At 59.6% G+C, this 13,218-nt stretch carries 11 protein-coding genes and 1 tRNA gene; 10 read left to right on the plus strand and 2 right to left on the minus strand.

All coding sequences use genetic code 11. The features are described from left to right. Nucleotides 1-197 precede the first annotated feature (197 nt). From lpdA to AC13CE_RS13110, 3 genes are all read left to right on the plus strand, one after another. Nucleotides 198-1,613, plus strand: a complete 1,416-nt coding sequence (gene lpdA, locus AC13CE_RS13100) for a dihydrolipoyl dehydrogenase (protein WP_221538957.1) — start codon at nt 198-200, stop codon at nt 1,611-1,613. Nucleotides 1,614-1,641: 28 nt separating this feature from the next. After that, nucleotides 1,642-3,498 carry a cation:proton antiporter domain-containing protein gene (locus tag AC13CE_RS13105; RefSeq protein ID WP_221538959.1) on the plus strand — a complete coding sequence of 619 codons (1,857 nt, stop codon included), beginning with the start codon at nt 1,642-1,644 and terminating at the stop codon, nt 3,496-3,498. Nucleotides 3,499-3,595: 97 nt separating this feature from the next. Further along, nucleotides 3,596-3,775, plus strand: coding sequence for a hypothetical protein (locus AC13CE_RS13110; protein WP_221538961.1), 180 nt, complete (start codon nt 3,596-3,598; stop codon nt 3,773-3,775). 1 nt (nt 3,776) lies between these two features. Here AC13CE_RS13110 and AC13CE_RS13115 read toward each other — a convergent pair. Beyond that, nucleotides 3,777-3,866: transfer RNA gene (locus tag AC13CE_RS13115), tRNA-Ser, on the minus strand. A 128-nt stretch (nt 3,867-3,994) separates the two neighbouring features. On the opposite strand from AC13CE_RS13115, the gene AC13CE_RS13120 reads away from it, so the two are divergent. From AC13CE_RS13120 to AC13CE_RS13150, 7 genes are all read left to right on the plus strand, one after another. Next, the gene (locus AC13CE_RS13120) at nt 3,995-5,014 is read left to right on the plus strand and encodes a lytic murein transglycosylase (RefSeq protein WP_221538963.1); all 1,020 of its coding nucleotides are present in this window, start codon (nt 3,995-3,997) and stop codon (nt 5,012-5,014) included. A 130-nt stretch (nt 5,015-5,144) separates the two neighbouring features. Next, the gene (locus AC13CE_RS13125; protein WP_247710346.1) at nt 5,145-6,299 is read left to right on the plus strand and encodes a D-alanyl-D-alanine carboxypeptidase family protein; all 1,155 of its coding nucleotides are present in this window, start codon (nt 5,145-5,147) and stop codon (nt 6,297-6,299) included. Next, complete coding sequence (tmk, locus tag AC13CE_RS13130) at nt 6,296-6,937, plus strand: dTMP kinase (RefSeq protein WP_221539015.1); 642 nt, start codon at nt 6,296-6,298, stop codon at nt 6,935-6,937. The genes AC13CE_RS13125 and tmk overlap by 4 nt, the downstream gene beginning before the upstream one ends. Continuing rightward, entirely contained in the window at nt 6,937-7,881 is a 945-nt protein-coding gene (locus tag AC13CE_RS13135; protein WP_221539017.1) for an AAA family ATPase, read from the plus strand. The genes tmk and AC13CE_RS13135 overlap by 1 nt, the downstream gene beginning before the upstream one ends. Further along, complete coding sequence (gene metG, locus AC13CE_RS13140) at nt 7,874-9,436, plus strand: methionine--tRNA ligase (RefSeq protein WP_247710348.1); 1,563 nt, start codon at nt 7,874-7,876, stop codon at nt 9,434-9,436. The genes AC13CE_RS13135 and metG overlap by 8 nt, the downstream gene beginning before the upstream one ends. Next, the gene (locus tag AC13CE_RS13145; RefSeq protein ID WP_221538967.1) at nt 9,436-10,212 is read left to right on the plus strand and encodes a TatD family hydrolase; all 777 of its coding nucleotides are present in this window, start codon (nt 9,436-9,438) and stop codon (nt 10,210-10,212) included. The genes metG and AC13CE_RS13145 overlap by 1 nt, the downstream gene beginning before the upstream one ends. Then, nucleotides 10,209-10,976, plus strand: a complete 768-nt coding sequence (locus tag AC13CE_RS13150) for an MBL fold metallo-hydrolase (protein WP_221538969.1) — start codon at nt 10,209-10,211, stop codon at nt 10,974-10,976. The genes AC13CE_RS13145 and AC13CE_RS13150 overlap by 4 nt, the downstream gene beginning before the upstream one ends. 237 nt (nt 10,977-11,213) lie before the next feature. Here the strand turns inward: AC13CE_RS13150 and AC13CE_RS13155 are convergent, their stop codons facing one another. Continuing rightward, nucleotides 11,214-13,181, minus strand: a complete 1,968-nt coding sequence (locus tag AC13CE_RS13155) for a tetratricopeptide repeat-containing sulfotransferase family protein (protein WP_221538971.1) — start codon at nt 13,179-13,181, stop codon at nt 11,214-11,216. Nucleotides 13,182-13,218: the final 37 nt, after the last annotated feature.

A 13,218-nucleotide genomic window follows, 5' to 3' on the forward strand; every position in this document is an offset into this window, starting at 1 on the left:
CAGTCGCTTTCGCCAAGCTGACACGGCAGTTTGCGAAGCCGACAGTCGCGGCCTGCAAACCGACATGCCTGCTCCGCAAGCCGACACCAATTCCCGGCAAGCCGACGCTGATGCGCGCAAGCCGACTTCTTTTGCCCTTGGACGGTGTAACACCCGGTCCATGTCTCGGGCGAACACGCAACTGACAGGTACGAATCATGGCTGACACCCAATATGACGTTATCGTTCTCGGCTCCGGACCCGGCGGCTATGTCTCGGCGATCCGCTGCGCGCAGCTGGGGCTGAAGACCGCCATCGTCGAACGCGAACTGCTGGGCGGCATATGCCTCAACTGGGGCTGCATCCCGACCAAGGCCCTACTGCGCTCGGCAGAAATCCTGCACTATGCCCAGCACGCGAAGGATTACGGCCTCAAGATCGCGGGCGCGATCGAAGCCGACCTGGAAGCGGTGGTGAAGCGCAGCCGCGGCGTGGCCAAGCAATTGAACCAGGGCGTCACGCACCTGATGAAGAAGAACAAGATCGCGGTGCATATGGGGGAGGGCACGCTGACCGGCCCGACCAGCCTGACGGTGAAAGGCGAAAAGGGCGAGGAAAAGCTCACCGCCAAGCACGTGATCGTCGCCACCGGCGCGCGGGCGCGCGACCTGCCCTTCGCCAAAGCAGACGGCAAGCGCGTGTGGACCTATCGCCACGCGATGACGCCGAGCGAAATGCCCAAGAAGCTGCTGGTAATCGGCAGCGGCGCGATCGGGATCGAGTTCGCCAGCTTCTACAACGACATGGGGGTCGACGTGACCGTGGTCGAAATGCTCGACCGGATCGTTCCCGTGGAGGACAAGGACGTCTCGGCCTTCCTCGAAAAGAACCTGACCAAGCAGGGTATGACGATCATGACCGGCGCGGGCGTGGAAGACCTGAAAGTTTCGGACGGTGGCGTGAAGGCCAAGATCAAAGACGCGAAGGGCAAGACTTCGGAAACCGAGTTCAGCCACTGCATTGTCGCCATCGGCATCGTGCCGAACACCGAGAATATCGGCATCGACAAGCTGGCCGAAATGGACCGCGGCTTCATCCAGATCGACGATTACGGCCGCACGAAGTCCAAGGGCCTCTGGGCCATCGGCGATTGCACCCCCGGCCCCTGGCTGGCGCACAAGGCGAGCCATGAGGGCGTCACCACTGCCGAGGCGATTGCCAAGGAACTGGGCAACAAGGACGTCCACCCGCACCCGCTCGACCGCAACAACATCCCGGGCTGCACCTATTGCCACCCGCAGATCGCCAGCGTCGGCCTGACCGAAGCCAAGGCGAAGGAAGCTGGCCACGAAGTGAAGGCAGGCACTTTCCCCTTCATCGGCAATGGCAAGGCCATTGCGCTGGGCGAGGCGGAAGGCTTCGTGAAAACCGTGTTCGACGCGAAGACAGGCGAGTTGCTGGGCGCTCATATGGTCGGCGCGGAAGTGACCGAGATGATTCAGGGCTTCGTCGTCGGCAAGACGCTGGAGACCACCGAGGCGGAACTGATGCAGACGGTCTTCCCGCATCCAACCATCAGCGAAAGCATGCATGAAAGCGTGCTTGCGAGCTACGGCAGGGCGCTGCATATCTGAAGCCTGATCGGGTGAGGGCAAGACTAGAATGACCAGCTTCCTGACACTCGCCTTCGTCCTGCTCGTAGCAGGGGTGGTAGCGGTTCCGCTGGCCAGCCGCTTCGGACTCGGCTCGGTGCTCGGCTATCTCCTGGCCGGCATGGCGATCAGCCCGCTGCTCGGCGCTTTGCGTGTCGATGTGGAGGCGCTGCAGGTTTTTGCCGAATTCGGGGTGGTGATGATGCTGTTCATCATCGGGCTTGAAATGGAGCCTAAGCGCCTCTGGGCCATGCGCGGCAAGCTGCTGGGCCTTGGCGGGGGGCAGGTGCTGCTGACTACGCTGGCAATTACCGGGATTGCCCTGCTCGATGCGCAGCCCTGGCAGACGGCGCTGGCTATCGGCATGGTGTTGGCGCTGTCCTCCACGGCAATCATCATGCAGACGCTCACCGAGAAGAAGCTGCTGAAGAGCGAGGGCGGGGAGGCCAGCTTCTCCGTGCTGCTGGTGCAGGACGTGGCCGTCATCCCGATCCTGGCATTGCTGCCACTGCTCGCCATGCCCGATCTTTATGGTGGCGGGGCCGCACACGGGGGCGGAGGGCATGGTGGAATCGACCTGACCGAACCGATGCCCGTCTGGCTCGCCGCCGTATCGCGCATCGCCGCCGTCGCGGCAGTCATCGCCATCGGCATATTCGCGATCCGTCCGCTGTTCAGATATATTGCGGCTGCAAACCTGCGCGAACTCTTCACTGCGGCGGCCCTCGTGGTGGTGATCGGCATCGCGCTGCTCATGTCGCTGGTCGGCCTCTCGCCCGCACTCGGCGCCTTTGTGGCCGGTGTGGTCCTCGCGACGAGCGAGTACCGCCACGAACTCGAAAGCGATATCGATCCCTTCAAAGGCCTGCTTCTCGGGCTCTTCTTCATCACCGTGGGCGCGGGCATCGACTTCGCACTGGCCAGCGAGATGTGGGGCAGCGTGCTCTTCTGGGCCGCCGTCATCATTGCGGCAAAGTTCGCTGTCCTGCTCTCGGTAGGATGGCTATACGGTCTGCGCAGGCAGGCCCTCTGGCTCTTCGCCCTCAGTCTGCCCCAGGCAGGCGAATTCGCCTTCGTGCTGATTGCCTTCGCGGTGGGCAATGCCGTGTTCCCCGGTGCGCTTGCCGACCTCCTGCTGCTCGTCGTCGCGCTGACCATGCTGGTGACCCCGCTGCTCTTCATCCTGTACGATAAGGTCATCGCCCGCGCGCTGTGCGAAGGGGAAGGGCGAGAGGCCGATACGATCGAGGAGGAGAACCCCGTCATCATCGCGGGCCGCGGGCGCGTTGGAGGAATAGTCGACCGGATGCTGCAGGCGGCGGGCTATTCGACGACGGTGATCGATTACGACAGCAAGCAGCTGGAAATCGGTCGCAAGTTCGGTTTCCGCACCTATTTCGGGGATGCCACGCGGCCCGACCTGCTGCATTCGGCGGGGATCGATAAGGCCAGGTTACTGGTGGTAGCCCTCGACGAGCGCGAGCAGATCGACCGGCTTGTGAGGTACGTTATCCAGAACCACCCGCAGGTACATGTCACTGCGCGCGCCATCGACCGCAACCATGTCTACGAGCTATGGGCCTATGGTTGCCGCGACGTCATCCGTGAAACCTACGACAGCAGTCTGCGCATCGGGCGTTCCGCCTACGAGGCGCTGGGCATGACACGCCAGCAGGCCATGGCCGCCAAGGATGCATTCGAGGACATGGACCGGCAATCCATGCGGCAGGTCGCAGAGCTGTACCGGCTCGACATTCCCTATCACGAGAACGAGGAACTGATCGCCAAGGTGAAGGAACTGCGCAAGGACTGGGACCCGGTGCTGCGCGAACAGATGGATGCCATTCTCAGGCGCGAGGGCCACTAGCGGCCTGCGTGCAATTAGGCGCTGCCCGATAACGCCTGGTCGCAGTCTCTGGCGCCGTTCTCCCCGACAACCGTTTGGTTTTCGAGGAGTTAGAGCAATGGAATACGAAATTCTGGATGAACCGCAGGGCCTCGACGAGGACGACGAAGCAACGCGCGACGGCGGCCTGATCGAAGACCACATTGCGCTGAAGAATCAATCGAACGTGGGGCCGCAAGATTATCCCCGTCCGGATCGCCGCGATGGCTCACTCATCGTACCCAAGCAGGCGGAATAGCTGGCGGACAGGGTGGGATTCGAACCCACGAAGGGCTTGCACCCTTGCCGGTTTTCAAGACCGGTGCATTCAACCGCTCTGCCACCTGTCCGCGAGCGAAAGGCGGGCTAGCCAAATCGAATTGGAATGTCACCTGCGAATTGTCGGAACCCAGTTCTGCCTCCCAGCGTAAGGCTCTATGACATTTGCCATTCATCTAGGGCCTGCAAGAACACACTCATGAAATTTCGAAAGCTACTTACTCTCGCCAGTGCTGCGCTTCTCGGGCTGCCAGCTGCTCCCCTGGCCGCGCAGGACATGTCCTTCGACGCCTATTTACAGCTTTTGATGGCGCGGGCTCGGGCAGAGGGAGTAAGCGAAGCGACGATCCAGCGCATGACAGCGGGCCTTACGCCCAATCAGCGGGTGATCGAGCTGGATCAGACTCAGCCTGGCTCTTCCAGCGGTTCCGGCTATCCCCCCCTCGCGCCCTATATCGCAACCCATGTCGACAATGCGCGCATTAGCGGCGGGCGGCGCGAATTTGGCAATTGGCGCACCACCCTTTCCGCAATCGAGCGCGAGTATGGCGTGCCGGGCGAGATCATCGTCGCAATCTGGGGGCACGAAACCGCCTATGGCCGGGTCAAAGGCGGGTTCGATCTGTCGCGAGCCCTGGCGACCCTCGCCTGGGAAGGTCGCCGACGCGAGCTTTTCTCCTCCGAGTGGGTGGATCTCATGAAGGTGGCCGACAAGGGGTACTCGCGCAGAGAGCTGCAAGGAAGCTGGGCTGGCGCGTTCGGAAATCCGCAGTTCCTACCAAGCGTTTACCTTCGCCTTGCGACCGACGGCGATGGTGATGGCAGAGCCGACATCATGAACAACAGCGCCGACGCGCTGGCATCGATCGCGAATTATTTCCGCGATGCGGGTTGGCGCGAGGGACAGCCTTGGGGTGTAAGGGCCTACGTACCTTCCGGCTTCGATGTCGACCTGTATCGAACCGATCTGGTCGCTCCGGTCTGCCCCCGGGTTCACGAGCGACACAGCCAATACAAGACCGCAGCCGAATGGCGCTCTCTCGGTGTGCAGCCCCAGCGTCCGCTCGCGGACGATACGTTGGCGTCGCTTTTCCAGCCTGACGGACCCGGTACGCCCGCCTGGTTGCTGACGAGCAACTACCGCGTCATCCTCGAATACAACTGCTCGAATTACTATGCGATGAGCGTCGGACTGTTGGCTGATGAGATCGCGCGATAATCTGCTTCGGTGGAAACGCCTTAGGTGCGCTCGCCAAGGGGTGACAGGCTGGCTATAACAGCCCGCTATTGAAACTCTGATCAGGGAGGCGTCGTCGAAGAGCGGCGCCGCACACCGCTTGGGTCCGAAATTGCGAAAATTTTCTGCGCTCTGTCTTGCGATATCATTCGCCGTTGCACCGGTTTCCGCGCAGGAGGAGCCACTTCCTACTCCTCCGAATGCGAAGGAAGCGCCGATTGCGTTTCTTTTCGACGTGACCAGCGGCCAGGTGCTGTTCGAACGCGAAGCGGACCGGCGCTTCATGCCCGCATCGATCGCCAAGGTCATGACAACCTTTCTTGCATTCGAGTGGATGGAAGAGGGCAAGATTACGCCGCAGCAAAGCTTTTCGATCAGGCCGGAAGTCTGGAAGAAGTGGAATAACGTCGGATCCACCATGTTCCTGCCCCATGATGCACGGGTAACGGTGGATGATCTCGTTCACGGCGTTACCACTGTATCGGCCAACGACGGTGCCGCTGCCCTTGCGGACGGTGCCGCAGGCTCGATCGAGAAGTGGGTTTCCGCGATGAACGCAAAGGCCAGCGAAATCGGCATGCGTGATAGCCATTTCGGAACGGCAAACGGTTGGATGGATGAAGGTCGTACATTCACGACTGCACGGGATCTGACCACTTTGGCGACGGCCATGCTCCGGCGCCACCCGGCGAAATATCGCCATTTCGTGGGGCATCGCGAATATAGCTATAACGGGATCACCCAACCAAACCACGATCCGATCAGCGGCGTGGTAGAGGGCGCAGACGGGATCAAGACTGGTTTCACCAATCAGGCCGGGTTTGGCTTTCTGGGCTCTGCAGCGAGGAACGGGCGCAGGCTCGTCATGGTCGTTGCAGCAAGCCCTGACCCGCGTGATCGAACCCGTGCATCGCGCGATTTGATCGAATGGGGGTTTTCGAATTTCGAGCAGGTTCGCCTGTTTACCCCTGATACACCCGTTGCATCGGCGCAGGTCCAGGGTGGAAGCACGAGGGAGGTCGAGCTTGTTGCGGCGGATGGAGTATATGTCGATCTGCCGAAAAGCGCGTCGCGAGACGTCACATTGAGGCTCGTTTACGAGGGGCCACTACGCGCTCCGATCCGGAAGGGTGAGCGAGTCGCGGAGCTTGCGGTTTCGATCGACGGTATGCCCGATTATCGCGTGCCGCTGGTCGCCCGTGAGGAAGTGAACGAGGCTGGTTTCGCACGCCGGATGTTGAACGGCTTGCTGGGCTGGGTTTCCTGATGCGCGGTAAATTCATCGCGTTCGAAGGAGGGGAGGGCATGGGCAAATCCACCCAAGCACACCTGCTGCGCGACTATCTCGAGAAGCGCGGCATCGAGGTTGTGCTGACCCGCGAACCCGGCGGGACACCGGGCGCTGAGGCGATCCGTGATCTGCTGCTGCATCCTCCCGGCGAGGGCTGGGGACCGCAAGCTGAAGCCCTGCTTTTTGCCGCAGCACGTGCCGATCATGTTGCACGATTGATCCGCCCGGCGATCGAAGAGAAAAAGTGGGTCGTGTGCGACCGCTTCATCGACTCCAGCCGAGCCTATCAGGGAATTGCGGGTTCCCTCGGTGATCATACGATCCGCAAATTGCACGAGATCGGCAGCGACGCACTACTACCGGATTTGACGCTGCTCATCGGCGCTGACACGCGCGAGGTCGAAAAACGCCTTCGAGCGCGTGACGGCGGGTCTTCAGATGCAATAGGCGGGAGGGATGATTACTATCACGCTGCAGTAAACTCGGCTTTTGAAACTTTCGCCGAAAAGGAGCCGGGACGCTTCGTTCGGATCGACGGAAGCGGCACGATCGAGGAAGTACATTCCCGCGTGGTGGCAGCGATTTCGCCGCTTTTCGAAACTGCTGCCTCGTGATGTTACTTGGTCACGAGAAGGCCTGGGATGCATGGCGGAGTGCCATGGCTGGCGATCGTATGCATCACGCATGGCTTCTGGCGGGCAAGAAGGGGCTGGGCAAGGCGAATTTTGCACGAGCAGCTGCACGATTGCTCGTGGATGCGGACTGGGAAGGTGAGCACCCGGACATCCTGACGCTTACTTACGGCGCAAAGAACAAGGACGAAGCCAAGAAGCGGGACGATGGAAAACCTTTTGAATTGGCGCGCGGCATCAAGGTGGACCAGGTGCGCGATATCCAGCGCAGGCTTACTACGCGGCCCACGATGGGAACGAAGCGAGTCGTAATCATCGATCCCGCGGACGATATGGAAGTTTCGGCTTCCAACGCGCTGCTCAAGAGTCTCGAGGAACCACCTCGGGGGACCTATTTCATGCTTATCGCGCATAGCCCGGCACGGCTCCTGCCCACCATCCGCTCACGCTGTCGCACGGTGCGCTTTCCGGCTCTTGCGCACGAAGAAATGGATGGACTTTTACGCGAACTTGCTCCCGGCGCGGACATCGCCACCCGAGACGCCGCGATCGCGGCTGCAGCGGGATCTCCGGGAGCGGCGCTTTCCTTTGTCGACCTTCAACTCGGTAAAGCCGCGCAATTGATGCGCGCCATCGCAACGCATGGGGATCCCGATTTTGCCCTGCGGGGCGAACTCGCAGGCGTAATTGGCGCCAAGCAGGACATTCCGCGTCTCCAGGCCATACTCGACCTTGCCCGCGCGATCCTTGCGGAACGGATCGACGACTCTCATGATGATCCCCGCAAATTGATAGATACGCATACGGAACTGGTTCGTCTGACAAGAGAGCAACCGACCTACAATTTCGATCCAGGCCTGCTCGGCATGGAAATCGGGACCTTGCTCGCACAAGCGGGCGCGGCTAGCGAGCGCGGCAATGGCTGAACCTTACTATATCACCACCGCGATCCACTATCCCAATGGCAAGCCGCATATCGGGCATGCCTACGAAACTATCGCCGCCGACGTCATCGCGCGTTTCCAGCGCCTGATGGGCCGCGATGTGCGATTCCAGACCGGCACCGACGAACACGGGCTCAAGATGGCGCAGAAGGCGCGTGATCTGGGAAAAACCCCGCGGGAGTTGGCCGATGATATGTCGGGCGCGTTTCGGGATCTCTTCGACCGGCTCGATATCAGCTACGATCGGTTCATTCGCACGACGGATGAGCATCACCACAAGGCGAGCCGCGCCATCTGGGGAGCGATGGAAGCCAGGGGCGATCTTTATCTCGACCGCTATGAAGGCTGGTACTCAGTCCGCGACGAGGCCTATTACGACGAGAAGGAACTCGTCGAAGGGGAGGGGGGGCAGAAACTTTCCCCGCAAGGCACTCCGGTCGAATGGACCGAGGAAGAGACGTGGTTCTTTCGCCTGTCGAAATATGCCGAACCTCTGCTCGAACTGCTCAACAAACCCGGCTTTCTCGAACCGGCGAGCCGCCGTAACGAGATGATCGCTTTTGTCGAAGGCGGGCTAAAGGACCTCTCAGTAAGCCGCACAAGTTTCGACTGGGGCGTAAAGGTTCCCGGGCATGACAATCACGTGATGTATGTCTGGGTCGACGCTCTGACCAATTACATCACCGGCGTAGGTTACCCCGATGGCGGCGAGATGTGGCAGAAATACTGGCCTGCCAGCCTGCACCTGATCGGCAAGGATATTGTGCGCTTCCACACGATTTACTGGCCCGCCTTTCTGATGAGCGCGGGAATCCCGGTGCCGCAGCGGGTATTCGGCCACGGCTTCCTGCTCAATCGCGGCGTCAAGGAATCAAAGTCGGCTGGCAATGTCACCGATCCCAACGAGTTGATCGATCTGTTTGGGGTTGATTCCCTGCGCTACTTCCTGATGGCTGAGGTTGTCTTCGGAAAAGATGGAAGCTATTCGGCAGAAGCGCTTGTTAACAAGGTAAATGCCGAACTGGCCAACAGCTTCGGCAACCTTGTGCAGCGTACACTTTCGATGATCCACAAGAACATGGATGGCAAGCTCGAGGCGTTCGAGCCGACCGGCGACGACAAGGCGCTGCTCGCCACCGTACGCGATGCGTGCGGGGCGGTGCTTCCGTGCGAATTCGAGGCGCTCAACTTCAGCGTAGGGATCGAAGCCTGGCTGAAGGCGGTATTTGCCTGCAATGCCTACGTCGACGAGCAGGCTCCCTGGGCACTCAAGAAATCGGATCCTCAGCGGATGAAGGCAGTGCTGCAAACGCTGTTCCTCGCGATTCGGGATCTCGCCATCGCTATTCAGCCAGTCACTCCGACCAAAGCTGCGGTAGTCCTTGACCAGCTTGGCGTCACGACACGGCAGCGGACCTATGCCGATTTGTCGGATGAAAGCTGGTTCGCAGAATTGATCGCAGCCGGACACGTGATCGAGAAGCCGACACCTGCCTTCCCGCGCCTCGAACTGCCGGAAGCGGAGGCTGCCGCTTGATGCTGGTCGACAGTCACTGTCATCTCGAATACGAAGGACTGGTCGAGAGCCAGTCCGAGGTGCTTGGGCGAGCTCGTGAAGCAGGGGTTGGGGCCTTCCTCAATATCTCGACGAAACGGGCGGAATGGGACCAGGTCGTCGGGACGGCCAATACCGAGTCCGATGTCTGGGCCAGTGTGGGCATCCATCCCCACAACGCCGACGGTCATCCAGACCTGACCCGAGAAGAGCTGCTCGAAGCAACCCGGAATCAGCGGGTCGTTGGAATCGGCGAAACCGGGCTCGACTATTATTACGACCATTCCGATCGCGCCGAGCAGCAGCGATTGTTCCGCATCCATATCGAAGTTGCCCGCGAAACAGGGCTGCCTGTCATCATTCACACCCGCGATGCCGAAGACGATACGATCGTCATCCTCGAGGACGAGATGAAAAAGGGTGGCTTCCCAGCGCTGATCCACTGTTTCACTGCCTCCGCTTCTTTTGGGGAAAAGGTTCTCGATCTCGGTCTTTCGATCTCACTTTCGGGCATAGTGACTTTCAAGAATGCAGTGGATTTGCAGGAAGTTGCCAAAGCTATCCCGCAAGACCGGCTATTGGTCGAGACCGACAGTCCTTTCCTTGCTCCGGTCCCCCATCGTGGGAAGGCTTGCGAACCCGGTTACGTGCGCGACACCGCTACTTTTCTGGCAGAGCTGCGTGGCGAACCGCTGGACCAATTAGCCGAATACACGACCCGCAACTTCTACCGCTTGTTCAGCAAGGCCGCTTCGTGAAGCTCATAATGCTCGGCTCGGGCACGTCGACGGGCGTGCCGCGTGTTGGCAACGATTGGGGTGAATGCGATCCGCAGGAACCCAGGAACCGCCGCAGCCGCGTGTCCATCATCGTCCAAAACGGTGCAGGCCAGCGAATCCTTGTGGACACTTCGACAGATCTGCGCGCGCAATTGCTAGCGACCAACATTCCCAAGGTAGATGCCGTTTTCTGGACTCACGACCATGCCGACCATTGTCATGGTATCGATGACCTGCGCGTCATGCGGTATGATCGCTCCAACCCGCTTCCCGGTATAGCAAGCCGAGTTACCTGCGAACGATTGCGGCGGCGGTTCGATTACGTTTTCGAAGGTCAGTTCGGTTATCCGACGATCGTCGAACTCAGGGAATGTTCACAAGTTCAGCTGGTTGCAGGATTTTCTTTCGATAGCGTGGAAATGCCGCACGGTCCTGTGAAGAGCACGGGATTCCGCTTCGAAGCGGATGGAAAGTCGATAGTTTATGCTACCGATTTCAGCGAAATCACTCCCGCAATGATCCAATGCTTCAGATCTTGCGATTTGCTTGTGGTCGATTGTTTGCGCGAGCGACCTCATCCAACGCACGCCCATCTCGATATGGCGCTGGACCTCGCAAGACGATGCAAAGCGAAGCGTACAGTGCTGACGCATCTGGACAAGTCCATGGACTACGCCACTATCGGCGGGAAGATCCCGAAGGACGTAGCAGTCGGATTCGATGGGATGGAGGTGTCGCTATGAACGCGGACGGAGGAACGATCGCTTGGGCGGCATTAATGAGTGCCTTGGTTGTCGCTTATTTGTGGGGAATGAGGCGCGATTCCGGCTTGAACAGTAACCGGATGATCAAGATCGCGTTGATCTGGGTCGCCATAATCGGGGTCGCCTATATTCTCGTGAGAGCATTTACGGGAATGTATTGAGTCGAACGGTCAGCCATAAGGCAGACCAGCGCCCATCAAGACGGGATTGGCCGGATCAGGGCGCAAGCGGGCCTAATGCATCCTTGAGTGGATCGAGCCATTGCTCATAAGGCTTCCACGCGTCCTGTCCGCTGCGGTTGATTGGGCGTCGCACCTGTTCGCTGCTTGCCGTACGCACTGCGCGGTCTGTTTTGTGAAAGTCGAGGCAGGCTTCTTCGAAAGGCAAACGGCAATACTCGAGCATACGGCGCGTTTGGCCTTCTAGATCATCAAGAACGTCCTCATGGTTTACGCGCAGAACCTTTCCAGGCAGCACACGGTCCCAGTGATCCATCAGCGCGACGTAATCGGAATAATAGCGTCCGATCTCGGTTAGGCCGTAGGTAAACTCCTGCCCTTCGGCAAAGAGCTGCTTGAAGCCGGAAAAACAGCAGTCCATCGGTGCCCGGCGCGCATCGATGATCTTTGCATTAGGCAGGATTAAATGGATCAGGCCGATATGCCGAAAATTGTTGGGCATCTTGTCGATGAAGAAGCGTGCGCCCTGCCGATGAACGCGTGTGTCCTCGATATACTTCTCACCGAACTTCGCAAGTTGCTCTCGCGTCAGATCATGGAGTACCTGCGGATAGCGCGATTGCCCTGCCTTGCGACCACGCAGCCGATGGGCGAGGGCGAGAATATTGGGTAGCTCGAGGGTGCCATCGACTTGACTGTGGCTCGAGAGAATCTGTTCCAGCAGCGTCGAGCCGGCGCGCGGCAACCCAACGATGAAGATGGGGTCGGGCGACAAATGGCCAGCGCCTGAGTATCTTTCGAACAAATCGTGCGTGCAGCATTCCGCTTGCTTCGACAATTCATTCGTCATGGCGTCCGCACTATAGCGGGTTTGTGTACGCTTGAGAGTATTGCCTTCGTCGTAGAACCGGAATGATTCCGCGTTGTCGTGGCGATCTTCATAGGCCTTTCCCAGAGCGAAGCAGAGATTGACACGGTCGGTGAAACTCAGTTCGCTCCGTGCAACCTGCTCGCGCATTGCGGCAATCTCGTCGTCACGGAATTTGTAGGTCTTCAGATTGGCAAGCGCATAATAGGCGTCGCCATGATCAGGCTTGGCATCTATAGCGGCGCGGTAGCTGGCCACGGCTTCTTCCTGGCTGCCAATAGTCTTGAACGCGTGGCCTCGACTGGTCAAAGTGGCGGGATCCCCGGGAATTTTTTCCAGCACCGCGTCAAACAGCTCAAAGGCACTGTCGTAATCGCCGGTCTGCATGCTCTCGATAGCTAGGTGTGACTGAAAGAGTGGGTTTTCCGGATCGCGCATGTACAGCGCTTCTGCCTCATGCCTTGCTTTTTCGTATTTCTGGCGACGGCGCAGTGCATCTATGTAGTCGAGCCGCACCTGCACATTTTCGGGTTCGAACGTTGTCGCGCTCTCGAGCAGGAATTCGGCATCGTCGAGTATGCCCAGTTTGATGCCAATCTGCGCCAACAGACGCATGCCCTCAACGTTGCTTGGATTGGCACGCAGAAACTGACGGCAGATTTCCTCGGCGCGGAGAAGGCGGCTTTCATGCAGGTGGTTCGTAACGGCGACCAGTTCTCGCGGCAACGTTGCGATCCGTTGCGCCTGTGCGCGCGCAGCGCCGGCCTCTGCGGTCCGACCGGATTCTTCCAGCAAATCCGTCAATGCAACCCAACTTGCCTCGAGTGACGGGTTGAAGCGGGTTGCACGTGTATAAGCCGCGATCGCGATGTTACGCTGCCCGCGTGAACGCGCGAGATGACCGGCTTCCTGCCATGCCCGGCCATATTCCGGCATTGCCTGATGAAGTGCCTGCAAATGTCCTTGCGCCTCGTCGAACCGTTTGAGGTAACGCGCTGCGACTGCCGCCATGTATAACGCTTCGGCATCCTCGGGCGTCTCGGACAGCACATTCTCAGCCAACTGAGAGCCACGAGTGAAATCGCCCGACTGGAGTGCAGCCTGCGCAGCTTTCAAGGTCTCGTCGCGGGCGATCATGTCCACGTTCCTAACAAGCAAGAGTGGCGGAAGCGAT

It is taken from the genome of Qipengyuania sp. B-5 (genome assembly GCF_056857815.1).

What these genes read in the sequence shown, in the direction of transcription:
- AC13CE_RS13120 (WP_221538963.1), top strand. Translation starts at nt 3,995, where the DNA reads ATGAAATTTCGAAAGCTACTTACTCTCGCCAGTGCTGCGCTTCTCGGG.
- AC13CE_RS13110 (WP_221538961.1), top strand. Translation starts at nt 3,596, where the DNA reads ATGGAATACGAAATTCTGGATGAACCGCAGGGCCTCGACGAGGACGAC.
- AC13CE_RS13155 (WP_221538971.1), bottom strand. Translation starts at nt 13,181, where the DNA reads ATGATCGCCCGCGACGAGACCTTGAAAGCTGCGCAGGCTGCACTCCAG.
- metG (WP_247710348.1), top strand. Translation starts at nt 7,874, where the DNA reads ATGGCTGAACCTTACTATATCACCACCGCGATCCACTATCCCAATGGC.
- AC13CE_RS13135 (WP_221539017.1), top strand. Translation starts at nt 6,937, where the DNA reads ATGTTACTTGGTCACGAGAAGGCCTGGGATGCATGGCGGAGTGCCATG.
- AC13CE_RS13105 (WP_221538959.1), top strand. Translation starts at nt 1,642, where the DNA reads ATGACCAGCTTCCTGACACTCGCCTTCGTCCTGCTCGTAGCAGGGGTG.
- lpdA (WP_221538957.1), top strand. Translation starts at nt 198, where the DNA reads ATGGCTGACACCCAATATGACGTTATCGTTCTCGGCTCCGGACCCGGC.
- AC13CE_RS13145 (WP_221538967.1), top strand. Translation starts at nt 9,436, where the DNA reads ATGCTGGTCGACAGTCACTGTCATCTCGAATACGAAGGACTGGTCGAG.